The organism is Flavobacterium kochi (assembly GCF_048286715.1).
In the GTDB taxonomy this organism is placed as follows: Bacteria; Bacteroidota; Bacteroidia; order Flavobacteriales; family Flavobacteriaceae; genus Flavobacterium.
This window is the reverse complement of sequence record NZ_JBLVPW010000003.1, coordinates 125,289-150,650: the sequence shown is the minus strand read 5'-3', so window position 1 is coordinate 150,650 and position 25,362 is coordinate 125,289. Positions and strand designations below refer to the sequence as shown.

Genomic DNA, 25,362 nt, shown 5'->3' with positions numbered 1-25,362 from the left:
ATTTATTAGAGCAAAAATACAAAGTAAAACTTAGGAGTTTTTGCTTATTTTTGATTATTTTGCATGAAATATCGCCGATTAATTTATGACAGAAATTACAAACTATATTACCAATGATTTTAAAGCTATTGACAGCCAAGATACTATTGCGGTTGTTCAAGACTTTTTTGATGAATTGCACTTTTCACACTTCCCGGTGATTGATGAGGGAATTTATATTGGCAGCATTGCATCCGATGATATAGAAACCTTTGATAGTGATAAAAAAGTAATTGATTATAAATTTACACTGGAAGGATTTTTTACCCGAACCAATACCATTTGGCTGGATGTTTTAGAAGTTTTCGCAAAAAATCATACCAATTTAGTTCCTGTTTTAGATGAAAACAATAAATATGTTGGCTATTATGAAATAGAGGACATCATGAAATTTTTTCATGAAACGCCCTTTTTAAAAGAACCCGGAGGAATTATTGTTGTCAAAAAACCAATTCTGGATTATTCGATGAGTCAAATTACCCAAATTGTTGAAAGCAACAACGGGAAGCTTTTGGGTCTATTTATATCTGATGCTGATGTTGAAAGCGTTCAGGTAACCATGAAAATAAGTTTAGGAGCCATGAATGAAATCATCCAAACTTTCAGAAGATACAATTACGAAATCATATCGGAGCATCAAGAAGACAATTACATCAACAACTTGAAGGAACGTTCTGATTATTTAGACAAATACCTTAATATATAGGGCAGCGGTTTGTTTGACCAAACAGTTGAGCCATTACCTAATAAACCCATCAGTGATTAAACGATTAAAAAAAGATGAAAGTAGCCATATACGGACAATATTATCAAAATAGTACAGAACCAATTATAAACGACATCTTTATTTTTTTTAATAAGAACAACGTTGAGATGATCATCGAATCTAATTTTTTGGCGATGGTTAACGAAAAAAAGATTGTAGAAACAAAATATAAAACCTTTGCTTCCCACACCGAATTAGACCAAAGTTTTGACCTGCTCATCAGCATTGGTGGTGACGGAACTATTTTGAGAGCCGCTACATTGGTTCGGAATTCAGGCATTCCAATATTAGGCATCAATGCAGGACGATTAGGATTTTTAGCCACCGTTCAAAAAGAAAATATTGCAGAATTTATGCAATTTGTCATTGACAAAAAATACACGCTTTCCAAGCGAACTTTACTCAGTCTAACGTGTTCTACCGAAAACGAATCCATTCAGGAAATTAATTTTGCGATGAATGAAATTACGGTTAGCCGAAAAGACACCACTGCGATGATTACAATTGACACCTATTTGGACGATGAATATTTAAACTCTTATTGGGCTGACGGCCTGATCATCTCTACACCGACAGGATCTACCGGATATTCCTTAAGTTGTGGCGGCCCCATTTTGACCCCAACTGTAAAAAGCCTGGTTATTACTCCCATCGCCCCACACAATCTTACCGCCAGACCACTTGTAGTTCCGGATGAAACCGAAATCAAATTAAAAGTTTCCGGTAGAGAGGATAATTATTTAGTTTCATTAGACTCCAGAGTAACTACCATAAAAAACGAATCTATCCTGACCATTAAGAAAACTCCATTTCAAATCAATATGGTTGAAATTCCCGACGAAACATTTTTAAAAACACTTCGCAGCAAATTACTTTGGGGAGAAGACAAAAGGAATTAAATCATTTTAGTTAAAAGCTATACGATTCTATCTATTTTTCACGTTTGGATTTATCTGACACCTATTTATTGTTAATTATTTAAAATAAAAGACAATTAACAAGATGGGTATTGAATCGTATTGATAATTATTATATTTGCACGCAATTTTAACTAAATGAACAAAATTTTTAATTTATTGTTATGCCTATTTCCCCTTTTGGCAATCCATGCTCAAATTCATGAGATTGGTGTTTTTGTAGGGGGCAGCAACTACGTTGGAGATGTTGGTCCCACCACCTATATCTCTCCAAACGAGCCTGCTTTGGGATTACTATACAAATGGAATAAAAGCACAAGACATTCCTATAGATTTTCCTACACACAGTCAAAAATTGCCTCAAACGATTTGGATTCTGAAGAAGCCGGCCGAAACCAAAGAGGATATCGTTTTGAAAATAGTATAAAAGAAGTATCTTTAGGCCTTGAATTCAATTTTTTCGATTTTAATCTTCATAAAATGGGGACTAAAGTCACTCCTTATATATATTCCGGAATAAGCTATTTTAGATATGATGAATTATATATTTTAGCTGGTGAAACAAGAAAAGATAAAAGTGCAGGTTCCTTTGCCATTCCAATTCATTTAGGAATAAAATCAAACATTACGCCTAATTTCATATTGGCTGCAGAGGTTGGAGCACGATATGCGCTTACCGACAACGTGGATGGAAGTAATCCGAAGAATGATAATTTAGAAATGTTGAGATTTGGAAATTTAAATAATAATGATTGGTATGTTTTTTCGGGTTTAACCCTGACGTATACCTTTGGAAACAAACCTTGTTACTGTGCAGATTAAAGAAATGGATTTACTACCTACAATAGACGCTACAAATTTACCCACACATTTAGCCATTATAATGGACGGCAATGGGCGTTGGGCGAAACAAAAAGGACTTTTAAGAGCTTTAGGGCATGAAAGCGGAACAAAATCAGTTAAAAAAATAATTGAAGCCAGTGCTAAACTAGGCATAGAATACCTTACGCTCTATGCTTTCTCTACTGAAAATTGGAACAGACCAAAACTGGAGGTGGAAACTTTAATGAGAGTATTGATCAATTCGCTAAAAAAAGAACTGATCACCCTACAAAAAAACAACATCAAACTGAATGCTATTGGTAACCTGGAAAAATTACCAAAATCTGCGCAAAAAGAACTTCTCGATGTAATAAACAAAACAAAGGACAACACGCAAATGACATTGACACTGGCGTTAAGCTATGGTTCCAGAGAGGAATTAGTCAATGCGGTTAAAAACATTTGTAGTAAAGTTAAAAATAATATAATTTCAATAGACACTATTGACGATTCAATTATAAATGAGCATCTTTACACGCAAAATTTACCTGATGTAGATTTATTAATACGAACCAGCGGAGAACATAGAATAAGTAATTTCTTGCTGTGGCAAATAGCCTATGCAGAATTATATTTTACTGACATCCTGTGGCCAGACTTTAAAGAACAAGATTTATATGAGGCTATTATTAGTTATCAAAAAAGAGAACGTAGATTTGGAAAAACAAGTGAACAAATTAAATAATTTTTTAGTGTTACATAAAAGCATAAAAACAGTCCTTACAATTTTGATTTTTGGTAGTTTTACTCAAATTAAAGCTCAAGAAAGAGTTCCTTTTGATCAGGGAAAAAAATACATTCTTGCCGATGTGGCGGTTATTGGAAAAATAAGTTTCAACTCTCAGACTGTAGTGACTTTTGCAGGACTTCAAAAAGGACAGGAAATAACAATTCCGGGTGAAGAAATAAGCAGCGCTATTAAAAAACTTGGAAAACTAGGCCTTTTTGATGAAATTTCATTCTATGTGAATAGAATCCAAAACGACAGCATTTACCTGGACTTAAATATTGCCGAATTACCCAAATTAAATGAGGTGAAATTTGTTGGTGTTAAGAAAAACAAAACGGAAGCTTTAATTAAAGATAATGGTCTTACTAAAAATAAAATTGTAAACGAAAATCTAATTACCACTACCAAAAATTACATTGAAAATAAATACAAAAAAGATGGTTACTACAATACTAAAGTAACTATAAATACCATTAAAGACACTGCAACAGTAAATCAGGTAAACCTGCTTGTTAACATTGATAAAGGTCAAAAAATAAAAATACAAAACATTGATTTTGTAGGCAATACAAAACTATCCGATAAAGTTTTGCGTAAAGCAATGAAAGACACGAAACAGAAAAATCCAATTCGGGTCTTAAAAGCATCTAAGTTTATACAGGCAAAATACAAAACCGATTTGGAAAAAGTAATTGCCGCTTACAAAGAAAAAGGATATCGTGATGCCCGAATACTTTCGGATTCTGTCACTTATAACAAAGACAAAAATGCATTGTCAATTAAAATAAATGTAGAAGAGGGAAACAAATACTATTTTGGAAATATTAAATTTTTAGGAAACACGGTTTATTCAGATCAATTATTGGGAAGAATATTAGGTGTTAAAAAAGGAGAAACCTATAATGGTGTACTTCTTGAAAAAAGAATTGCTGACAAATCTAAACCTGATGGTGAAGACATTACCAATTTATATCAAAACAGCGGGTATTTATTTTCAAATATAAATGCAGTAGAGGTAAAAACAGCAAACGACACGATCGATTTCGAGATAAGAGTTACGGAAGGGCCTTTGGCTTATTTTAATAAAATTACGGTTGTAGGAAACGACAAAACAAATGACCGTGTAATTTATAGAGAACTAAGAACCAAACCTGGAGAAAAATACAGCAAAGAAGAATTAGTAAGAACCATTCGTGAAATCGGACAATTAGGATTTTTTGATCCGGAAGCGATTGATCCCAAATTCAAAAATGTAGATTCAAGCGCAGGAACTGTTGACATTGAATACAATCTTGTTGAAAAAGGATCCAGCCAAATAGAACTTCAAGGTGGTTACGGCGGAGGTGGTTTCATTGGTACTTTGGGATTGTCATTTAACAATTTCTCAGCCAGAAATCTTTTGAATAAAGATGCTTACAAACCATTACCGATGGGAGATGGTCAAAAAGTTTCTTTGAGATTACAAGGTAGTACTTACTTTCAAACCTATAGTATGTCATTTTCCGAACCATGGTTTGGGCAAAAAAAACCAGTACAATTTAGCACATCACTATCGTATAGCAAGCAGTTTTTAAATAACTATGTAACGCAAAGAGTTGATAAAACTAAAAGTTTTAACATCCTTACTTTATCCGTTGGTCTAGCGAAAAGATTAACAGTGCCAGATGACTTCTTTGTATTGTCACAATCAATAAGTTACCAACATTACGACCTGCATAATTACAACACAGGGTTATTTACTTTTGGAAATGGAACGTCAAGAAACCTAGCGTACACAATAGGATTAACCCGAAGCAATAAAGGGGTAAATCCAATTTTCCCGACCTACGGTTCAGAGTTTAGTATTTCAGCAAAAGTAACTCCTCCATACTCTTTAATAAACGGAACTGATTACGCAACATTAGGCGATCAACAAGAATACAAATACAAGTATAAAGGAACAACTTATACTGGTTCAAACGGAATTCAGGTAAATGAAGGAGATTATGTTGAAGCTATTCCAAGCACAACGAATCTTACGCCAAACAAAGTATCAAATTATCAAGATGCTGCCGCTGACCCAGCAAAAGTAGATCAGAAGAAATTTAATTGGTTAGAATATTATAAAATTAAGTTTAAAGCAGACTGGTACACAAAAATTTATGGTAAATTAGTACTCCGAACCTTAACTGAATTTGGATTCCTTGGGGCATACAACCAAGACAGAGGTGTCGTACCGTTTGAAAGATTCTATGTAGGTGGTGATGGATTAGCAAATTACTCGATGGATGGTAGAGAAACCATTCAGTTGAGAGGATATCCAAACAACTCATTAACTCCAGTAAACAGTGTTGGTGAGCAAATTGGAGCAACGGTTTATAATAAATTTTCATTGGAAATGCGTTATCCTATAACACTGAAATCGTCAGCATCTATTTATGCGTTAACGTTTTTAGAAGCAGGTTCTTCTTATGCGAATTTCAAAAGCTATAATCCGTTTGCATTAAGTCGTTCCGCAGGAGCTGGTTTACGCGTATTCATGCCTGCATTTGGATTATTGGGAATAGATTTCGGATATGGTTTTGATGCCTTACCAGGAACAACCAAACCAAACGGATGGGAAACCCATTTTATCATTGGACAACAATTTTAAAAAAAATTAGTTAAAAATTTTTCTAATACATTAAAGTTATGAGAAAACAATTTTTATTTATATTTTTAGCACTAACGGCAGTAAATACAGTTGATGCGCAAACTAGGGGAACCAAAGTAGGTTATATTGACATGGAGTATATTCTTCAGAATGTACCTGATTATACTGAAGCAAAAATCCAATTAGAGCAAAAAGCCCAAAAATGGAAGCAAGAGGTTGAAGTTAAAAAAAATGAAATTGACAAACTAAAAAATGCATTAAAGGCGGAGCAAGCTTTATTGACGAAAGAACTTATCAACGAAAGAGAAACAGAAATTAAGTTCCTTGAAGACCAGAATTTAGATTACCAACAAAAAAGATTTGGCGCCAATGGTGATTTAATGCAGCAAAAGTTGGTGTTAGCAAAGCCAATACAAGACCAGGTTTTTACTGCTGTGCAAGATATAGCCGAAGCAAAAAAATATGATTTCATTTTTGATAAATCTTCTGATTTGACCATGCTTTTTGCAGCGAAAAGATTTGACATAAGCGATCAGGTTATTCGCGTATTGAATCGAACTGAAAAGCGAGAGCAACTAAGCAAAAAACAACTTAAAGAAGAGGAAGCAAAAGAAAACAAAGAGGATGCATTAGATGAAAATCCAGTTTTGGCTGACAGGCAAAAAGCATTGGATGAGAAAAAAACAGCACGAGATAAAATCATGGCTGACAGGAAACTACTCCAGGAAGAAAAGAAAAAAGAATTTGAAGAAAGAAGAAAACAACTGCTGTCTGAGAGAGCAGCAAAAAAAAATGGCACGGTTTCTGTCTCTGCTAAAACAGAAGATTTAAAAACAAAAGCGGTGGTTAATGATTCGACAGAAGTGGCTTCAAAAAAAGTAGTAGAAGATGCTAAAGTAAAACAAGTAGAACAAAAAGCAAAAATCTTAGAAGATCGTAAAAAAGTCTTGGAGGACCGTAAAAAGGCTTTAGAAGAAAAAAGAAAAAAAACTCTTGAAGAAAGAGAAGCTATTAAAAAAGCTGCAGCAGAAAAATTAAAAGAAAATACAAACAAAAATTAATACTAAATATTTTAAAAACGATGAAACAAATCAAAACTTTACTAATTGCCGGAATACTTTTTTTTGGTGCAAACCAAACTATGAATGCACAAGCAAAAACAGCACATGTTGACGTGAGTGAGATTATGGCAAAAATGCCAGCTATGTTAGAAGCTCAAAAACAATTGGAGAAATTGAGTGGTACTTATGATGCTGATTACAAAAAAATGGTTGAAGAATACCAAACAAAATTAAAAAAATACGAAGCAGAATCTGCAACAGTAACTGAAGCTGTAAATGGAGAACGTTCTAAAGAAGTTCAAGATATGCAAAAAAGAATTGTTGATTTTAGAGACAATGCACAAAAAGAATTACAACAAAAAGAATCTGATATTGTAAAACCTTTAATGGAAAAAGTAAGAACTTCTATCCAAAAAGTTGGTAAAGCAAAAGGATTTCAATATGTGTTAGATGGTTCTACACTGTTACTTGCTGATGGTCCAAACTTGACGGCTGATGTAAAAAAAGATTTAGGTTTCTAAAAAACCGATACTACTTAAAAACTGCTCACCCAAAATTTGGATTGAGCAGTTTTTTTTTGTTATAATAAATTTTAGGATATTTAAATCGCAGCACTTAACTTTGTTTATATGAACAACAATCAACCAATCGGAATTTTTGACTCAGGTATTGGAGGCACTTCAATTTGGAGCGCAATTCATGATTTACTCCCTAATGAAAAAACAATCTATTTAGCAGATAGTAAGAATGCTCCTTATGGTCAAAAATCGAAAGATGAGATTGTTGCCTTAAGTATGAAAAATACGAATTTCCTGCTAAAAATGAACTGTAAATTGATTGTGGTAGCTTGCAATACTGCCACTACTAATGCGATTCGAGAACTGCGAGAACGATACGATGTTCCTTTCATTGGTATTGAACCCGCCATAAAACCAGCAGTCACACATTCTAAGACACAAATCATAGGAATACTTGCTACGCAAGGCACATTAAACAGTGAGCTTTTCAATAAGACCACTGAAATGTATCAAGACACAAAAATAATTGAACAGGTAGGCCATGGATTAGTGCAACTGATCGAAAATGGTGATATCAATTCACCGGAAATGACAAAACTACTTTACTCCTACCTTACTCCTATGATCGAGGCCAACATCGATTATTTAGTATTAGGCTGCAGTCATTATCCGTATTTGATTCCTCAAATAAAAAAAATACTACCGGAACACATTCACATTATTGATTCCGGTGAAGCTGTCGCTAAACAGACGCAAAAAATATTGCAGGAAAAAATAGGGCTGTCGTCAGCCGAAAAAAGCGAACCCGTTTTCTATACCAATAGTAATCCAAAGGTTTTAACTGAAATTTTAGCAAATAGATATACTGTTGAACAAATCGAATTTTAATCTATTCGAATTTTCTTTTGACAAACCAAATTCCATCTAAACCTAAATTAAGAGACAATTTATTATAATTTTCCTTGATAAGTCCATCACTGATTCTTCCTTTTTGCCCATAGGAATATGTAATATTCAGCGCTGAAAAAGTATTTTCGATCGGAAGCGAAACTCCAAACGAAAGGGACAGGGAATTGATTCTTTTATTATCAACTTCGAGATAACCGGTATCATAATTCAGTCCTGTTGAATATTTAATCCTATCGGAATAACTTCTTATGTTTTTTGGCTTACTATACGAAAGACCCAAGGCAAATTTATCCTGGTTGATAAAATTTCCATACCACTCCGATTGATTCGTGCTACTCCAAAAACCTTTTCCATAATCAAGTGTCAGATTTAGATTATTCTTAAAAACTTTACTTAAACCCACCCCTAATTCCAATGGCATATAATAATCATCCGTATCCGATTCAAGTTCTGACTCAATTACAGCAGCTCCTGAATTATTTACTGTCCCTACGGATTGTACTTTTACAGCATTTATTTTTGTTGGCGATTTTAAATTCATTCCCAAAGTAAATGTAGAATCGACTTTAAACTGAGCTCCCAGGGATGCCCTAATTCCATTATAATTTGTTTTTTTATAAATATTGGTTACTGAATTAGAAATAGTATAATCTCTCTGATCTGTCGTATTTCCAAAAAGAAACGAGCTGGCAATTCCTAATGCCAGCCTTTTACCAATTCTATAGCCATACGAAACATCAAAATCATTCAATCCACCAGTTCCTGTAGCATTCAAGGTATAGTTTTCCTGACTATCCTGAATTGGCAATGATAAATTAGCGATTTTGAACGTTGTGCTCGAATAGGGCTTCAGCGCTAAACTAAAAGCTGACTTTGGCGACACTGGAAAGGCAAAAGCAATGTGGGAAAACTGAACGTTATTCCGATTTTCTTTTTTTGAATTATTTTCATAACTCGTTAAAATAGCTTTACCTCCAACATCAAACAGAAAATGATTTTGGTACATAAATCCCAAAGATCCAGGATTTAGATTATTGATAGATCGGTTCGAAGGCAGAGCAATTCCTGAAGAACCTAGCGAAGGAATCGAACCAAAGTCTGAATCATATAAGCTTCCTAAACCATAAAGCGAATAGGGAGAACTGGAAATACTTTGTGAAAAAGAAGCCATTGTTATAAAAAAAAATAAACCTACGAATGCTATTTTATTTTTCATCTAATAAGAAATATAATAAATTTTCAATTGAATTTTATTGTTCGTGTTTTTCTGATCGCCTAAAACTAATCTGTCAACCCCTTTTGAAATACTGGGCAATGTGAGAATTAATGAAGATCTAGCATCCGATTCTTTTAGCATTTCAGTTTGTAAAAAGGCCCCAATCGAAATTTTATATCCGACATTCTCATTGAATTCGTCACTTGTATTATTCAAGATCGCATACACAGGCTTTCCAGCTGTGGTATTCAGCGTGCCTTTTATTCTATTTAGATTATCCCCGACAAAAACCCGTAATGAATCAACTAAAGGGTATGTCGCCGAATAGGTATTATTTACAGGTTTTATAATTAATTCAGCATCTACAATCGCACCTTTCTCAGCGATATATTTCAATTGTTTAATGTTGGGAAAATCTACTCGACATGCAATTCCTGTCCCTGATTGAATAAAGGCCTTATTACCGGTTTCTACACTGGACAACTTACCTGATGAAACAGGCAAATCCACAATTACCGTTCCTGTTCTATCCAAAGTAACATTGTTAAATTGCTTTGCTGCATCCAGAATAGAGAAGTCTTTACTAAATGAGGTTTCTGAATCGCCTTGGTATTTTGAATAGTACAACCGAAGTGCGCTAGACAAATTGAATCCCACAATGCTGGAAGAATTGGCAGAGGTTGACTTGATGACGAATCCTTTGAGATATTCTGTAAATTCATCAAAATTAGATATTTCAAGTTTCTTTAATTTTAGGAAAAGGGCATTTCCAAATTCGTAATTCAGTTTAACAACTACTGAATCTTTACTGTTTGGTTTTGGTTTAAATGAAATACTGCCCAAACTTTCAGCATCATAACTTAAGCTGGAATTATTGTAAAAACTATCATCATCTGTGTTTGGCTTGACCTTTTGTGTCAATCTATGAATACTAAGAGATTGAACTTTCGTTGTGTCACCGTAGAAGTATTTATCTTCTTTTAAAATCAATTTAATAGAATCGAATACGTAATTTGGAGCATCAGTATCAGAACTGACATTATACAGCGCATAATTGGACGCTGAAAACTGGAAATAACTCTCTGATTTTACTTTCCCCAAAATAGGATCGTCATAATTTCCAACCAAAATTCGACTCTGACCTGATGTTACCAGCGAGTCAAAATTAATTGTCGCAACAGCAACAGTTACTGTATCGATCAAAATTACTTTATTATTAAGCGATAGATAATCCGAACCAACAACAAACTCCCCTTCATCAACGTCTGAGTTACACGAGGTTATCGCAAGTCCAAAAAACAGTAACAACAATACCTTATACATAAATGTTTTTTGAACAAATATATAGGAGACCATTTTATACCGCATAATAACATATACCGTTGGAACCTTTTTGTCTATAAAAGGCCAATTCTAATCTACAATTAAGACAGCGGCTCTAATTAATCATTCAACCTTACAAATGCCCCGTTTGTCTATGAAATTGGGCAGTATATATATCTTCTTTTTTTTAATTGGATAACCTATCTACTTTTGAATCAATAAAAAAATAATGAGAATAAAGACTTTAGCAAATCTGTTGTTTATGATTCCAATTCTTAATGCATCGGCGCAAAGCGGGTATTCCTTAGAGTTGCAGATAAAAACACAACCAACTGAAAAAATCACAGTAAATGAAACCGGACTTGGAGTAACCTTTTTTGAGAATATTGATTCGAAAAATAAAATAACCAACACCTTCAGGTACAAAAATACTGAAGTCAATTATCCATTAGAAAATTATGATTTACAAAATAATCTTAATCATTTTACCAGTTTCGAAAATGATTTTGAATTTTCTCATCAAGTAACCGAAAAAACAAAATTGAATTTAGAAATCAATCCAACGGTCAATTTCGAGAATAATCTTGGAATTTCTGATATATCTCTTTTAGGCGGCTTTGAAGTTAACCATTCTATTAATCCTACAAATACAATTCGCTTTGGAGTAAAAAGGATGATGCTTTTTGGCAAACCGGAACTACTGCCTACTTTTTCTTTTTACCATCAGATAAACCCTAGTGCATTTCTGGAAGTCGGTTTTCCAAACACGGTTATTTCCTATTCAAATACCAGTCGAAATAGGTTCCGTTTTACAAATAGTTTCAATGGAAATTATTACAATCTAGATCGCCCGAGCGTTCTTAACGATTTAAATGAAGCTACAAAAGTTAGTTTTTCACAGATAACTACTGCTATAGAATATGAGAGAAACATGGATGCAAACTGGTTTATAACTCTTAAAGGAGGCTATGAATCTAACAAAAAGTACCAACTGATAAACCCAAGTGGAGACTCAAAATTTGATTTGAATAGCAGTAACGGATATATTTTAAGCATAGGAATAAAATACAAACAATAACAAATACAATACATTATGAATAGTTTTAAAAAAGGAATATTGTTCACTACACTTTTCGCAAGTTTAGTATTTACAGGTTGCAGTAATGATGATGATTCCGAAGATTTAATTGGAAACTGGATTAAAAAATCCTCCTTTGACGGCCCTGCAAGATCAAGCGCTACAAGTTTTGTAATTGGCACTTACGCTTTTGTAACCACTGGATATACAGGAGATGAATACCTAAAAGACCTTTGGGCTTACAATTCAACAGGCGATTACTGGGAACAAAAAGCTGATTTTATTGGAGCGGCAAGAAGTTCAGCTTCCGGATTTGAATTAAATGAAAAAGGCTATGTGGGTCTTGGGTATGATGGCACTAATAAATTAAAAGACTTTTACGAATACAATCCAACCAGTAACACGTGGACACAAAAAGCTGATTTTGCCGGAACAGCACGTTATTCCGCTGTAGGATTCCAAGTCGGCGGTAAAGCATATTTCGGAACTGGTTATGATGGGAATTACCTGAAAGACTTTTATCAGTACAGCCCATCCACGGATTCCTGGTCATTGGCAAATGGATTTAGTGGAAACAAAAGAAGGAATGCAACTGTTTTTGTAATAGATGATAAAGCTTATTTTGGGACAGGCGTAAACAGTGGAGTCTACCAGGTCGATTTTTGGATGTTTGATCCGGCAACTGATGTATGGACAAGAAAACGTGACATTGATCAAGACGGCGACGACGATTATGATTACAACGATGACTATGTAATTGTCCGTTCTAATGCGTCCAGTTTTTCTATGAATGGATTAGGATATGTAGCTTGTGGTGAAAGTTCAAAATCGATTTGGGAATACAATCCAACAACTGATATTTGGTTAGAAAGAACGCCCCTTGAAGGATCTGCCAGAACAGATGCAATAGGTTTTTCTATTAATCAACGAGGATTTATAATGCTGGGAAGAACCGGAACATCCTATTTTGATGATTCATGGGAATTTAAACCTTTAGAAGAACAAAATGATGATGACAACTAATTCAACAACAAAAATCTTCTGGATCACAATCCAGAAGATTTCACCTTTTATAAAAACAAAAAACAAGGTGCTTTTACTATCGGGTTTATTCCTATTTATTTCTTGTAACAAAAATGAAAATTTAAACGTACAATCGTTAAAAACGGCTACAGGCTGGGGTTATTTCATAACTTGCAATAAAAAAATTATAATAAAACAAACCGTAATTCCCGTTATCAGCAAAAATAAAAGTTTCAAAACTGAACAAGAAGCGCTTAAAGTTGGAAACTTGGTATTACAAAAATTGAAAGACGATTTATCGCCTACGGTAACAAAAAAAGATTTATTTTTATTAGCTGTAAAAATTTAGATGAACATAGAAGGAATTAAAAACAATAATTTAAACCAAATACTTTTTCATAGTATGATTTGGTGTTTCTTCATTGTCACCTCACTGGTTCAATTTTATGAAAGTCCTTTTCACATTACTACTGATTTTTATGTCCAGTGGATTACAGGAATACTATTATTCTACCTGAATTATTTATACTTGGTTCCTTTATTGCTTTTGCAAAAAAAATATTGGGAATATTTTACTATTCTAATTTTCATAATAATCCTTTTTATGATTATCAGATACAATTTTTTTATGCCCGAATTTAAGAATATGAGACCTTTCAAAATGATTAATTCATCTGGAAAAGAGATTTTATTAAAACCAGGGCCCAAAAGAAATCAGCCGCTATTTTTTAAGTTTATTCCTTCTTTTTTTTATATATTAATCATTACAATTAGTACCATTATAAAAACCTTGTCTGAATTATATAACAATCAGCAAAATAAGCTTATTGCAGAAACGCACAGGGCATCAACAGAATTAAACTATCTGAGAAAACAGACTAATCCACATTTTTTATTTAATTCATTAAATAGCATTTATTCACTAGCCTATAAAAAATCCGATTTAGTTCCGGACGCAATCGTAACTTTATCAGAAATGATGCGGTATATGCTATATGAAACCGATAATAAATCCGTGTTTCTGGAGAAAGAAATCAATTACATTAAAAACTACCTTGAATTACAAAAACTACGATTGAATAACATTGAAAACATCACCATAAATATTCATGGTGAGACAAAAAACAAACACATCGAGCCTTTGCTTTTGATTTCATTTATTGAAAATGCATTCAAATATGGCACCGATTATAAAGGAGCCGCTTTTGTAAAAATCAAAATAACAATTGAAGATACTATTTTAGATTTTTGGGTAGAAAACAAAATTGAAAATCACAGAAAAGATCCGGAAAATTCGGGAATTGGAATGATAAATATTGAAAATCGTCTGAATCTTCTTTACCCTAATGCGCACCAACTCACTATTATTGAAACGGATAGTAATTACAGTGTTCATTTAAATTTAAAACTAGACCAGATTCAAACTTCTTTTAATTAGAAACCAGATGTTGATTTTAGTTGTTCCAAATTTTAAATAAAAAACAAAAGATGAAATGTGTAATTATAGATGACGAGCCATTAGCGGTTGATTTACTTAAAGAATTTGTTAGCAAGGTGGATTCTCTTGAACTGGTCTACACATTCACAAATGCCATCGATGCCATTTCGATAATCAATCAGTCCAATGTTGATTTGATTTTTTTGGATATAGAAATGCCTCATTTTTCTGGGATTGATTTTATTAATGCGATAGAAAAAAAGCCACTGATCATATTTACAACCGCCTATTCTAACTATGCGGTTGAAGGATTTAATCTTGGCGCAGTCGATTATTTGGTAAAACCGATTCCTTTTCATCGGTTTTTAAAATCCGTATTGAGGGCACAACAAATTTTCAACCCACAAAATTTACCGATAAGTACCAATCCAATTTCTACTCCTGAAATCGAACAGGATTTTATGTTTGTAAGAGCTGAATATGAAAATGTAAAATTGAATTTTTCTGATATTTTATTTATAGAAGGATTGAAAGATTATGTCAAAATATACACCACTGACAATAAGTACACCCTAACATTAATCAGTCTTATAAAACTGGAGAATTTGCTTTCATCCAAAGGATTTGCACGAATTCACAGGTCTTACATCATCAATATAAAACACGTGAAATCAATCCAAAAAAACAAGGTTATTATTGCCGAAAAAAGAATCCCTATTAGTGAAAGCTACAAGAACTCCTTCTTTGAAAAAATCAATTTATAGCTTCTTGAATTCATTAGAAACCCTTATTTAATAATATTCAGGGTAATCAACATTGTGATGATAAACAGTGAAAAAAGTCCTATCAAAAAAATCATATCCGCCGTTTTTTCCATGCTCACATTAGGCTTTTTGGTATTACGCATCGATAAAAAAGACAAAATACTACTGGTCATAAACATAACAATGGAAACCGCAATAAGTTGATCGATAACGGTAGTTTCTTTAGTATTATTTAAATGGATTGAAGTAAGAACAATAAAACAAATTCCCAGCAATGTTGCCGAAGTGTTTAGTATATGTGAAGCCTTATCCTTTTTTTTGCCCATTCTTTTAGTATTGAAAAGTACAACAGATTACTCTTCTTCCTTGAACCAACTGGAATACATTACATAATTATTTGAAATGCGTTCGATTTCCCCTGCAAAATCAGACTGATCAATATCTTTCACCTTTTTGGCAGGAACTCCGGCCCAAATCGACCCGGAGCCAACAACCGTATTTTGGGTAATAACAGCACCGGCCGCAACAATAGAATTGCTTTCGATTACACAATTATCCATAACAATTGCACCCATTCCTATCAATACATTGTCATGAACGATACAGCCATGCACAATGGCATTATGTCCAATTGAAACATTATTCCCAATAATTGTTGGATGTTTTTTATAGGTACAATGAATAATGGCGCCATCCTGAATATTTACTTTATTCCCTATTTTGATGAAATTTACATCACCCCTTACTACGGCATTAAACCAAACACTGCATGAAGTACCAAAGCTAACATCACCAACAATAGTGGCATTCTCGGCTACATAACAATCCTCAGGTATAGAAGGTGTTTTTCCGTTAACAGATTTAACTAACATAAATAAAGTAAATTAATTGATTGCCGGACAGTTGCATTCGTATTTTTCAGCCTTGCAAAATAAGTTGATTCCCAAAGTAATTTGGTGAAAGCCTCCATTATCAAATTTCACGGGACCTGACACATGTGAATACGTGTAAGCAAACATGAAATTATTAAAATTAACTCCAACAATGGGAGTAATATATTGAAGCTTCTGCTTCGAAATTCCACTTCCATCTGTGTATTCAGCTCCATCTAAACTTCGGCGGTAGGACAAACCTCCCCAAAGTTTTCCGAAATCCATATTTTTATAGGCCTTAAAATTAAAGTCAATAGCTTTTTCTTTAGTCTTATCCACTAATTGAAATAGCAGTGATGGTTCCCATAATATTCTATCAGCATCCCCAAAAACATAACCGGCACTCAACAAATATTTTCTTAGGTTATCGCTTTCATATTCAGTGTAAATATCTCTTCTGGTTTCAATTGCATTTTTTACAGTACCATGAACATAAAAATCTAAATAATTATAAGATGCTCCAATATCAAAATTGAAATAGGAATCTTTCTGTACAACGGTTCCATCAATAATAGGATCAAAATCGCCGGATTGCATAAACTCTGTTTCGTCTAACTGGCTTTGAATCAATCCCGCGCTAATACCAAAAGACAACTGATTTAAATCAATTTCATCTCTTGAAAACATAAGGTGATAAGCATAGGTAAACTTAACTCCTTTTTGAGAATGATACCCATTTTTATCATTAAAAAGAATAATTCCCGCTCCTGCTTTTTCCCCTACCCGACCATTAAAACTAAGCGTTTGAAGTTCCGGTGCATCTTCCTGGCTAAACCATTGTTTACGTGCAGTAAGTCTAATTTTCGCGCAGTTTGCCGCCCCAGCCATTGAAGGATGAATCAAATAGTAATTATCCGACAGATAATCCGAATAGACAGTGACCCCTTCCTGTGAAAAAGTATAGCTATATACAAAAAACAGGACCGCAAAAAATTTAATTTTGTTATACATAGAAACACTATTATATCAAGCAATTGCTGACTCAATGAGCGGTATAAATACCTTGTTAATAACTAAATTATTGTTAATTTATTTTATTAATATTCAAATATAGCTATTCGTGGAAAATAACTTTACTAAATTTGTAAAAATTTACTAAGATCATGACAAAAGTTAGCATAAAAGAAACCCAAAACCCAACGATATTAAAATTTGAATTCCCAGATTTTATTACTCAAAATGAAAGTTTTGAATTCAAAAATATAGACGAGGCGAAATCGTCCCCTCTCGCACAACAACTATTTTATTTGCCCTTTGTAAAAACAATTTACATCTCAGGAAATTTCATAGCTATTGAAAAATATAGCATTGTGGAATGGGAAGATGTAAAAGATGCAGTGGCAGAACAAATAGAAAAATTTGTAAACGATGGCGGAATAATTATTACTCCAGACGAAAACAAAACAAAAAAACAACCTATCACCGTTTACGGAGAAACAACTCCTAATCCTGCAGCTTTAAAATTTGTAGTGAGTAGAATGTTGACCAAAAATGCCATTGAATTCAAAAATATTGATCAAACCGGTGCTTCGCCATTGGCAAAAGAACTATTCAAATTTCCTTATGTAAAAGAAGTTTTTATTGACGAAAACTACATCTCCGTAACCAAATATGAAATCAATGAATGGCAGGAAATTACCTTAGAAATAAGAAGTTTCATTAAGCAATATATCGAAAACGGAGGGACTGTTTTAGATGAAAATTTCATCGAAGCCGTAACCGCTGAAGAAAATACTAAAGCAAAAGAATTTGATAATCTGGATGTCACTTCACAACAAATCATCAACATCTTGGAGGAATATGTAAAACCCGCTGTACAAGCTGACGGAGGTAATATTGCATTTGACTCTTATAACGAAGCAGATAAAACCGTAAAAGTAATCCTTCAAGGAGCTTGTAGCGGCTGCCCGTCATCAACATTCACTTTAAAAAGCGGCATCGAAAACATGCTGAAAAGTATGTTGAACGACGAAGAAATTAAAGTGGAAGCCATAAACGCATAAGCAAACTCAAAAACACACATTTAACTGATACTATTATAGTTACATAAAATAATTCCCGTTTTAAATAGAAATTTTAAATAAAATAGGTACATTTAATCTTTAACTTAACAAATAGAAATTATGTCAGTATTAAAAGTAATTGAAGTACTTTCCAATTCAGAAATAAGTTGGGAAGATGCAGCTCGAAAAGGAGTTGCGAAGGCGGCTAAATCCGTAAAACACATACGCTCTGTATACATTAAAGACCATAGCGCAGCCGTAAGTGGAGGTGAAATAACAGAATACAGAGTAAACTTAAAATTAACTTTCGAACTCGAATAGATTAATTTGGTCAAATTAATTTAAGCGTTTCATCCGAGACGCTTTTTTTATTTATATTTTATTTTTAGGCTATTTACGGGAACCCCTAAAATATCAAATCTTCCATTTTTAGCTTTACGATATAAAAGTGACAAAACGCTATTTTAGGTTTGCCAAAATCAAACCTGTTTAGCGCCAAACACTGATTTTCAGCAAATTATTAATGGTTTAATAAAGCATTCTTAGAAAAAATTGCTTAATATTGTAAGACTAATTAAATATAAATAACATGGGACTATCTTCATTTTTAAAAAATTTGTTTGGCTCAGCCAAAGAAACAGCCAGTGAATTAGCGGACAAAGCAGAAACAACTTTTGAACAGGCTAAAGAAACCGCAGCACCTTACGTTGAAAAAGCGGGGACTTTCGCAGAGGAAACATTTGATAAAGCAAAAGAAAATGCTGCTCCAATTATAGCTAAAGTAGAGACATTTGCTGAAGACACATTTGATAAAGTAAAAGAAACTGCTGCGCCTATTATAGCTAAAGTGGAAGATTTTACTGGTCATACTAAGGAAACAACAACTGATGCTTTAGAAAAAGCAGCAGAAAGTGTAAAAGAAAAAACGGAGGCAACTGTTGATAAAGTGGAAGAGGCTGCCAGTGAAACAAAAGCAGTAGCTTCGGAAGCTGCTGAAACTATTGCCGACAAAACAAACACATTGGCAGATGATGCCGCTTCAGAAGCGAGCGAAATTGCTAAAAAAAACATAAATAGAACAGAAGAAGATGCAGATTAATTTATAGAAAAATAATTTATTTGTATTTTTGCAATTCAAATCCGACCTTCTCTTTTGAGAGGGTTTTTTATTACTCAAAAAATGATCTTAAATCCAAGTCAATTAACTGGCTACGCAGACACTTTCATCAAAGAATTAATTGATTATTCCCCCAAAGTAATTTCCGCCTTTGTTATTTTATTTGTCGGCCTTTACGCCATCCGGCTTATCAACAGAATAATTAGAAAAACAATGATAAAAAGGGATTTGGATCCTACATTGACCACCTTTTTGTCTGATGTTTTGCTGTGGACTTTGAGAGTACTATTATTTGTAACTATCATTTCAAAACTAGGAGTGGAAAGTTCTTCATTTGTTGCTATTCTTGGGGCAATGGGACTTGCTATAGGTTTATCGCTTCAAGGTTCATTATCTAATTTTGCAGGCGGAATGCTGATAATCCTCTTCAAACCATTTAAAGTAGGACATACTATTGAAGCACAGGGCAACATAGGAACAGTTAGCGAAATCCAAATATTTGTGACCAAATTAATCAACGGAAACAATCAAACCATTTTTATTCCAAATGGTTCCTTATCAAATGGCACTATCATCAATTACTCCTTACAGGGGTTCAGGAGAGCCGATTTGACTATCGCTATTTCGTATGATACCGACATTAAAAAAGCAAGAGATATCATTACGGCTGTTTTAAACAGCAATCCAAAAATACTTAAAACTCCAATTGCTGAAGTTTCAGTAAAGAATTTAACCGATAACGCCATTCAACTTGCAGTTAGGCCCTGGGCAAATAATGAAGATTTTGGCGCAGTTTTCTCTCAAACTTTAGAAAGTTGCAAGATAGCCTTTGATGCTGCCGGAATTGTTATTCAGCCTTATGCAAAAGGATTGTCTAAGACAGATTCTCAATTGTAATGATTTCTATTTCTTTGAAGTGGTAATCATAAAATCTTTCAGATAATACGGTTCAAAATAAGCGACATCTACGGTGTCGTTTATTTTGAATTTTTCAAAACTCAACGAACTCATTTCCTTAGCGGAAGGATATTTGATATCGTCTAAGAAAACAAAATTATCTCTAGTTAAAACGGTTTTGCATTTCTCGGCACAATCTCCCACAAAGTAAAGTGTTTCCGAAAAATCTTCGAATGAATTTTCAGTTATAATTTCAGCCAAAGTTCCTCTCTTATTTTCAAAATTCGGGTCAAAAATAGCGCTATACACTTCCATTCTTCTGGCATCAATCATTGGGATAATCAGACCCTTAGAAACGGTCACCTGAGAAGCCAGGATTTTCAGTGTATCAACCGCAATCAAAGGCACGCCTAAGGCATAACACAGCCCTTTTGCGGCCGAAACTCCTATTCGCAATCCAGTATAGGACCCAGGACCTTGACTTATCGCAACAGCCACTAAATCTTTGAAAGTAATTCCTGCTTCTTGTATAATTTCTTCAATAAAAACATGTAATCGTTCCGCGTGAGAATATCCTTCTTCTGCAATTTCTTTGCATAGCATCATTTTTCCTTCTTTTGCAAGAGCAACAGAACAGTTTTTAGTCGCGGTTTCAATGTTAAGTATATAATCCAATTTTATTTTTTATTTTTAACGTAAAAATTACAATCATAAAATAAATTTATAATTGTGATTTTCAAATATAGGTACTTTATGTATTACTTCTTACTTTCTTCTTTATCTTTTTCTATTTTTAATGTTACTTTATCTCCAGAATTAAGCTCCTTAGAAACTATAGTATAAGGCCCCGTAATAACTACATCCCCTTTTTTAAGCCCAGTTAAAACTTCAATATTGGTGTCATCTTGAATTCCTGTTGTAATGATTCTTATTTTAGCCTTATCACCTATTTTTACAAAAACACATTCCAATTTCTTATCACTTTTAGGCACTACTTTTTTCTCATCGGATTTAGGATCCTCTATTTTTATTTCCTTAACTGCAGCTGTATCTGATTTTACTACAACGGAACTTATTGGCACAGACAAGACATTCTTTTTTGTTTTGGTAATGATATCAACCGTTGCTGTCATTCCTGGTCTAAAAGGAGAATAGGTATCTGGTTTTCCTTCTAAGAGATCCTGATATGATTCCTTGAGTATTCGTACTTTTACTTTAAAATTAGTCACTTGATCAGCAGTCAAAGAAGAACTTGCCGAGTTAGAAATACTGGTAACAATTCCTTTAAACTGCTTTTTTAAATAAGCATCGACTTCAACTTTTGCTTCGTCACCTACTTTTATTTTTACAATATCGTTTTCATTTACATCAACTTCAACTTCCATGTTATTCAGGTTGGCAACTCTCAATAATTCTGTTCCAGCCATTTGCTGGGTTCCCAAAACACGTTCTCCAAGTTCTACGTTAAGCACCGAAATAGTTCCATCGGCAGGTGCATAGATGATTGTTCGTCCAAGATTATCCTGAGCTTCATTTACCGAAGCAGAGGCGCTTCTTACATTAAAATAAGCCGTTTGTTTGGTTGCCTTTGCAACCTCAAAAGAAGCGATTGATTTATCCCAATCTGATCTGGAAATAATCCCTTTATCGAACAACGTTTTATTTCTGTCATAACTTGCCTTGGCTTCTTTAAAAGAGGCATCCGCCTGACTCAAACCTGCTTTTGTCCCCGATAAATTTGCAACCGTTCTATTTAATCCTGAAGTATATAAATCGGGATTTATCTTTACCAATAAATCTCCTTTTTTAACTACTTGACCTTCTTTTACAGGTAACGAAATAATTTCACCTGAAACCATAGAAGATATTTTTACTTCAATTTCAGGTTGAATTTTTCCCGTAGCGGAAACAGTTTCAACAATTGTTGTAGCCTCAACATTGGCTATTTCGATTTCCTTTCCCTTATCTTTATTTCCAATAATTCCTTTTTTTGAAAGCACTACTAATAATGCAATAATTACCACAGCACTACCAATTAAGATATAAATTGTTTTTTTTGACATAATAATCTAGTTTTTAATGATTGGAATTCCGAAATAGAATTCTAAAATTTTGATTTTAAAAATGTAATCATATTTCGTTCTAAGAACCTCCGATTGTGCATTAGTGAGTAAGGTTTGTGATTGGTTGAAATCAAAAGAATTCATCAATCCCACTGCATATTTTTCTTTGGCATAGTTATAAGCTTCTTGTCTTGACTCTAATGCTACCACTGAAGATTCATGGGCGTTTAATGCACCTTTTGCATCCGTGAAAGCAGTATAAACATTTCTTTGCAAATCTAAATCTTGTTGCTCTAATGCGATTTTTGATTTTTCTAAACTCACTTTAGAACGTTCCACATTATTTCTTGCTGAAAATCCATTAAAAATTGGAATAGCTAATTGAGCTCCAAAAGATTGCCCTTTGTTATTGCTAAATTGATCCCAAAATGGCAGTGCATTTCCTAATACTGGAGAAAAATTATTTTGCAAAACATTTTGATTTGTCCCTTCCACATACCCAACTACAGACGTAGGATTTGACGTATTAGGCTGCAGACCTATAACTCTCTCACTGTAAGCAACCCTGGAACTGAAACTATAGAATCCCTGAAGTGTTGGTTGAAATGCCCCTTTTGCAATAGCAACATTTTTTTCTGCTATTTCCAAATTGGTTTTGGCAATTTTCAATTCTATCTTACTTTCTTTTGCTTTATCGTAGATTGCTGTAGGAGCTTGTGCTAAAATATTGTTTTCGTCTTTGGCGTTAGTATCATCAATAATATCAAAGTTCTCAAATTCTTTTAATTGTAACAATTGAGCTAAACTAAGTTTTGAAATTAGTAAAGCATTCTGGGCTGCAATAACATTTTGATTATTAGAGGCAACAGTTGCTTTTATGTCCAACAAATCTCCACGAGGAATTGATCCTGCATTAACTAATTCTTCTGAACGGGAATATTGTTTTTGATTAATGCCTAATTGTTCTTGCTGCACTTTTAAATTCTCCTTATTAAAAAGAATCTGTAAAAAAGCATTTGCAACATTTAAGGCTACATCTTCCTGCATTTTTTGCAGTTGGTATTTTGCAGCAATTATTGAAAGATTGGCTTTTCGAAGTGTATTTTGATTTTGTAATCCCTTGTAAATATCAATCCCAATATTAGCTCCCGCAGAGGTAAACTGAGTAGTTTTATTTTGTAAAAGTCCTGTTGTAATATCCTGGTTCAAACCGATATTCCAAGAATGAGACGCACTGGCATTTAAAGATGGAAGAAAATTTCCTATTGCGCCTTTTTTATCAATAGCTGCCGTTTTAGAATCTAATTCGGTTTGCTTGATTGAAATATTATTTTGTATAGCATATTTTACACATTCTTCCAAGGTCCATTTTTTTGATTGCGCCTGAATAGTAACACTACAAATTAACATTAGAATTAAACTAAGAAAACTTCTTTTTTTCATATATTTTGAATAAAAGTGCAGTATCACTGCTAAACAAATTTACCTTTTTCTGATAAAAGAACTATGGAACACAATGAAATATTTCACCCATAAATCAGTTATAAAAACAATTAGACTTTGAAAATTACCATTTGTTACAAAAAATCCTAAAAATATGTTTCTTTTGTTAATTTTGCTCTTTTAAACTAAAACAAAATGCTAAAATCCTTTTTAAGCTTACTGGTTATCCTTCTTATTGTCTTAATTTCCGGCTGCTCCACTTCTCAAAAAATAGCCGCATTAAAACCTGAACCAGACGATGCTACTCCGTTAGTTTATGAAAACATCCCCTCCTTTATCAATTTACCGATCAGCATAAAGCTACAAGATATTGAAAACCAAACTAACTTAACTTTAAACGGGTTGATCTATGAAGACAATAGTATTGAAGATGACAATATAGAAATGAAAGTTTGGAAACAAGCGCCAATTACCATTACAAACGACAAAGGGATTTCAGGTGAAAAAATAAAAACCATTTTACCGCTGAAAGCTTTAGTAAAATATCGGATTGGCACAAAAAAATTGGGTATTGAATTTTATGACACTCGTGAATTTAACCTTGACGGTGTAGTGACTTTAATAAGCGATACGGGTTTGATTAACTGGAAATTAAACACTAAAACCGAACTAAAATCCTTAGATTGGAACGAAAGTCCAAGTATGACCATTTTTGGGAAAAATGTTCCTGTAACCTATCTTATCAATCCTGCGATTAAACTTTTTAAATCGAAAATTGAAAAGAAGATTGATGATGCTATTGCAAAATCCATGGATTTCAAACCCAATCTTCTTTCTGCCTTAGAAAAAATTTGCACTCCCTTTCAAATGAATGAAGAATATGACAGCTGGCTTCGTATTGTTCCAATTGAAATCTATTCCACTACTGCCAAACTAAAAGGCAATACTTTTTTGTTAGAAATGGGTATGAAATGTACTATGGAAACATTGATAGGTAAGAAACCCGAATCTACATTTGACAAAAATAAAATTGTTCTCAAACCCGCCACCAAAATCCCTGAAGAAATAACTGCAAATATTGTTGCCGTTTCTACTTATGAAGAGGCTTCAAAAATAATGACCAAGAATTTTTCCGGGCAGGAATTTGGTTCAGGAAGCAAGAAGGTAAAAGTTCAAAATGTAGCAATCTGGCACAAAAACGGTAAAATGATAATTGCTTTAGACCTGTTGGGCTCTGTAAACGGAACCATTTATTTAGCAGGTTTTCCACAATACAATGACAAAACAAAAGAAATATTTTTTGATAAATTAGATTATGCCTTAGATACAAAGAACAAATTAATGCGCACTGCCAACTGGCTGGCTCAAGGATTGGTTTTAAGAAAAATTCAGCAAAGTTGTCGCTATTCCATAAAACCAAATTTAGACGAAGGAAAACATAGCATGATGAATTATTTAAAGAATTATTCACCAATGCCAGGTGTTTTTGTAAATGGAAAAATGGAGGACATTCAATTCCAAAAAATTGAACTGACCAATCAGGCTATCATTGCTTTTATAAAGGTAAAAGGAACGGTAAATGTATCGGTTGACGGTTTAAAGTAATAGCGG

At 33.5% G+C, this 25,362-nt stretch carries 26 protein-coding genes; 18 read left to right on the top strand and 8 right to left on the bottom strand.

Translation table 11 applies throughout. The features are described from left to right. Positions 1 to 85 precede the first annotated feature (85 nt). The 8 genes from ACNQGH_RS04245 (at position 86) to murI (ending at position 8,433) form a co-directional block, all read left to right on the top strand. Positions 86 to 745 (top strand): CBS domain-containing protein, encoded by a 660-nt coding sequence (locus tag ACNQGH_RS04245; protein ID WP_417954739.1) that lies wholly within the window; start codon positions 86 to 88, stop codon positions 743 to 745. Between the two features lie 74 nt (positions 746 to 819). After that, entirely contained in the window at positions 820 to 1,704 is an 885-nt protein-coding gene (locus ACNQGH_RS04240) for an NAD kinase (protein ID WP_417954738.1), read from the top strand. Positions 1,705 to 1,860: 156 nt separating this feature from the next. Further along, positions 1,861 to 2,544 carry a type IX secretion system protein PorG gene (gene porG / locus ACNQGH_RS04235; protein ID WP_417954737.1) on the top strand — a complete coding sequence of 228 codons (684 nt, stop codon included), beginning with the start codon at positions 1,861 to 1,863 and terminating at the stop codon, positions 2,542 to 2,544. A 4-nt stretch (positions 2,545 to 2,548) separates the two neighbouring features. After that, positions 2,549 to 3,289 carry an isoprenyl transferase gene (locus ACNQGH_RS04230; protein WP_417954841.1) on the top strand — a complete coding sequence of 247 codons (741 nt, stop codon included), beginning with the start codon at positions 2,549 to 2,551 and terminating at the stop codon, positions 3,287 to 3,289. Then, entirely contained in the window at positions 3,222 to 5,966 is a 2,745-nt protein-coding gene (bamA, locus tag ACNQGH_RS04225; protein ID WP_417954736.1) for an outer membrane protein assembly factor BamA, read from the top strand. The genes ACNQGH_RS04230 and bamA overlap by 68 nt, the downstream gene beginning before the upstream one ends. A 38-nt stretch (positions 5,967 to 6,004) precedes the next feature. Continuing rightward, on the top strand, positions 6,005 to 7,027 hold the full coding sequence (locus ACNQGH_RS04220) for an OmpH family outer membrane protein (RefSeq protein WP_417954735.1): 1,023 nt from the start codon (positions 6,005 to 6,007) through the stop codon (positions 7,025 to 7,027). A gap of 20 nt (positions 7,028 to 7,047) precedes the next feature. Further along, positions 7,048 to 7,548: an OmpH/Skp family outer membrane protein gene (locus tag ACNQGH_RS04215; protein WP_417954734.1), complete on the top strand. Its 501-nt coding sequence runs from the start codon at positions 7,048 to 7,050 to the stop codon at positions 7,546 to 7,548. 108 nt (positions 7,549 to 7,656) lie between these two features. Continuing rightward, positions 7,657 to 8,433 (top strand): glutamate racemase, encoded by a 777-nt coding sequence (gene murI, locus ACNQGH_RS04210; protein WP_417954733.1) that lies wholly within the window; start codon positions 7,657 to 7,659, stop codon positions 8,431 to 8,433. A 1-nt stretch (position 8,434) separates the two neighbouring features. Here the strand turns inward: murI and ACNQGH_RS04205 are convergent, their stop codons facing one another. Beyond that, the gene (locus tag ACNQGH_RS04205; RefSeq protein ID WP_417954732.1) at positions 8,435 to 9,670 is read right to left on the bottom strand and encodes a BamG family beta-barrel-assembly machinery protein; all 1,236 of its coding nucleotides are present in this window, start codon (positions 9,668 to 9,670) and stop codon (positions 8,435 to 8,437) included. Next, positions 9,671 to 10,993, bottom strand: a complete 1,323-nt coding sequence (locus ACNQGH_RS04200) for a DUF4270 family protein (RefSeq protein ID WP_417954731.1) — start codon at positions 10,991 to 10,993, stop codon at positions 9,671 to 9,673. A gap of 229 nt (positions 10,994 to 11,222) precedes the next feature. Between ACNQGH_RS04200 and ACNQGH_RS04195 the strand changes: the two genes are divergently transcribed. The 5 genes from ACNQGH_RS04195 to ACNQGH_RS04175 are packed head-to-tail and all read left to right on the top strand — an operon-like array spanning position 11,223 to position 15,296. Then, positions 11,223 to 12,071: a hypothetical protein gene (locus ACNQGH_RS04195; RefSeq protein ID WP_417954730.1), complete on the top strand. Its 849-nt coding sequence runs from the start codon at positions 11,223 to 11,225 to the stop codon at positions 12,069 to 12,071. Positions 12,072 to 12,086: 15 nt separating this feature from the next. Next, positions 12,087 to 13,094, top strand: coding sequence for a Kelch repeat-containing protein (locus tag ACNQGH_RS04190; protein WP_417954729.1), 1,008 nt, complete (start codon positions 12,087 to 12,089; stop codon positions 13,092 to 13,094). Beyond that, entirely contained in the window at positions 13,078 to 13,443 is a 366-nt protein-coding gene (locus ACNQGH_RS04185) for a DUF4907 domain-containing protein (RefSeq protein WP_417954728.1), read from the top strand. Before ACNQGH_RS04190 ends, ACNQGH_RS04185 begins: the two co-directional genes overlap by 17 nt. Further along, positions 13,444 to 14,532: a sensor histidine kinase gene (locus ACNQGH_RS04180; RefSeq protein WP_417954727.1), complete on the top strand. Its 1,089-nt coding sequence runs from the start codon at positions 13,444 to 13,446 to the stop codon at positions 14,530 to 14,532. Between the two features lie 50 nt (positions 14,533 to 14,582). After that, positions 14,583 to 15,296, top strand: coding sequence for a LytR/AlgR family response regulator transcription factor (locus ACNQGH_RS04175; protein ID WP_417954726.1), 714 nt, complete (start codon positions 14,583 to 14,585; stop codon positions 15,294 to 15,296). Positions 15,297 to 15,319: 23 nt separating this feature from the next. On the opposite strand, the gene ACNQGH_RS04170 is transcribed toward ACNQGH_RS04175, so the two are convergent. The 3 genes from ACNQGH_RS04170 to ACNQGH_RS04160 are packed head-to-tail and all read right to left on the bottom strand — an operon-like array spanning position 15,320 to position 17,179. Continuing rightward, a complete protein-coding gene (locus ACNQGH_RS04170) occupies positions 15,320 to 15,622 on the bottom strand; it encodes a hypothetical protein (RefSeq protein WP_417954725.1) in 303 nt (100 codons plus the stop codon). 27 nt (positions 15,623 to 15,649) lie between these two features. After that, entirely contained in the window at positions 15,650 to 16,168 is a 519-nt protein-coding gene (locus ACNQGH_RS04165; protein WP_417954724.1) for a gamma carbonic anhydrase family protein, read from the bottom strand. Positions 16,169 to 16,180: 12 nt separating this feature from the next. Further along, positions 16,181 to 17,179 (bottom strand): PorP/SprF family type IX secretion system membrane protein, encoded by a 999-nt coding sequence (locus ACNQGH_RS04160; protein WP_417954723.1) that lies wholly within the window; start codon positions 17,177 to 17,179, stop codon positions 16,181 to 16,183. A gap of 152 nt (positions 17,180 to 17,331) precedes the next feature. Between ACNQGH_RS04160 and ACNQGH_RS04155 the strand changes: the two genes are divergently transcribed. The 4 genes from ACNQGH_RS04155 to ACNQGH_RS04140 all read left to right on the top strand — a co-directional run bounded on the left by ACNQGH_RS04155 (position 17,332) and on the right by ACNQGH_RS04140 (position 20,245). Continuing rightward, entirely contained in the window at positions 17,332 to 18,231 is a 900-nt protein-coding gene (locus tag ACNQGH_RS04155) for a NifU family protein (protein WP_417954722.1), read from the top strand. Between the two features lie 120 nt (positions 18,232 to 18,351). Next, on the top strand, positions 18,352 to 18,552 hold the full coding sequence (locus tag ACNQGH_RS04150) for a dodecin family protein (RefSeq protein ID WP_417954721.1): 201 nt from the start codon (positions 18,352 to 18,354) through the stop codon (positions 18,550 to 18,552). Between the two features lie 268 nt (positions 18,553 to 18,820). Continuing rightward, entirely contained in the window at positions 18,821 to 19,330 is a 510-nt protein-coding gene (locus tag ACNQGH_RS04145; RefSeq protein ID WP_417954720.1) for a YtxH domain-containing protein, read from the top strand. 81 nt (positions 19,331 to 19,411) lie between these two features. Continuing rightward, positions 19,412 to 20,245, top strand: coding sequence for a mechanosensitive ion channel family protein (locus ACNQGH_RS04140; RefSeq protein ID WP_417954719.1), 834 nt, complete (start codon positions 19,412 to 19,414; stop codon positions 20,243 to 20,245). Between the two features lie 6 nt (positions 20,246 to 20,251). Here the strand turns inward: ACNQGH_RS04140 and tsaB are convergent, their stop codons facing one another. The 3 genes from tsaB to ACNQGH_RS04125 form a co-directional block, all read right to left on the bottom strand. After that, positions 20,252 to 20,920 carry a tRNA (adenosine(37)-N6)-threonylcarbamoyltransferase complex dimerization subunit type 1 TsaB gene (gene tsaB, locus ACNQGH_RS04135; protein ID WP_417954718.1) on the bottom strand — a complete coding sequence of 223 codons (669 nt, stop codon included), beginning with the start codon at positions 20,918 to 20,920 and terminating at the stop codon, positions 20,252 to 20,254. An 83-nt stretch (positions 20,921 to 21,003) separates the two neighbouring features. Further along, positions 21,004 to 22,308, bottom strand: coding sequence for an efflux RND transporter periplasmic adaptor subunit (locus ACNQGH_RS04130; protein ID WP_417954717.1), 1,305 nt, complete (start codon positions 22,306 to 22,308; stop codon positions 21,004 to 21,006). Positions 22,309 to 22,314: 6 nt separating this feature from the next. Then, positions 22,315 to 23,751, bottom strand: coding sequence for a TolC family protein (locus ACNQGH_RS04125; protein WP_417954716.1), 1,437 nt, complete (start codon positions 23,749 to 23,751; stop codon positions 22,315 to 22,317). A gap of 195 nt (positions 23,752 to 23,946) precedes the next feature. Between ACNQGH_RS04125 and ACNQGH_RS04120 the strand changes: the two genes are divergently transcribed. Next, positions 23,947 to 25,356 (top strand): DUF4403 family protein, encoded by a 1,410-nt coding sequence (locus tag ACNQGH_RS04120; RefSeq protein WP_417954715.1) that lies wholly within the window; start codon positions 23,947 to 23,949, stop codon positions 25,354 to 25,356. Positions 25,357 to 25,362 lie beyond the last annotated feature (6 nt).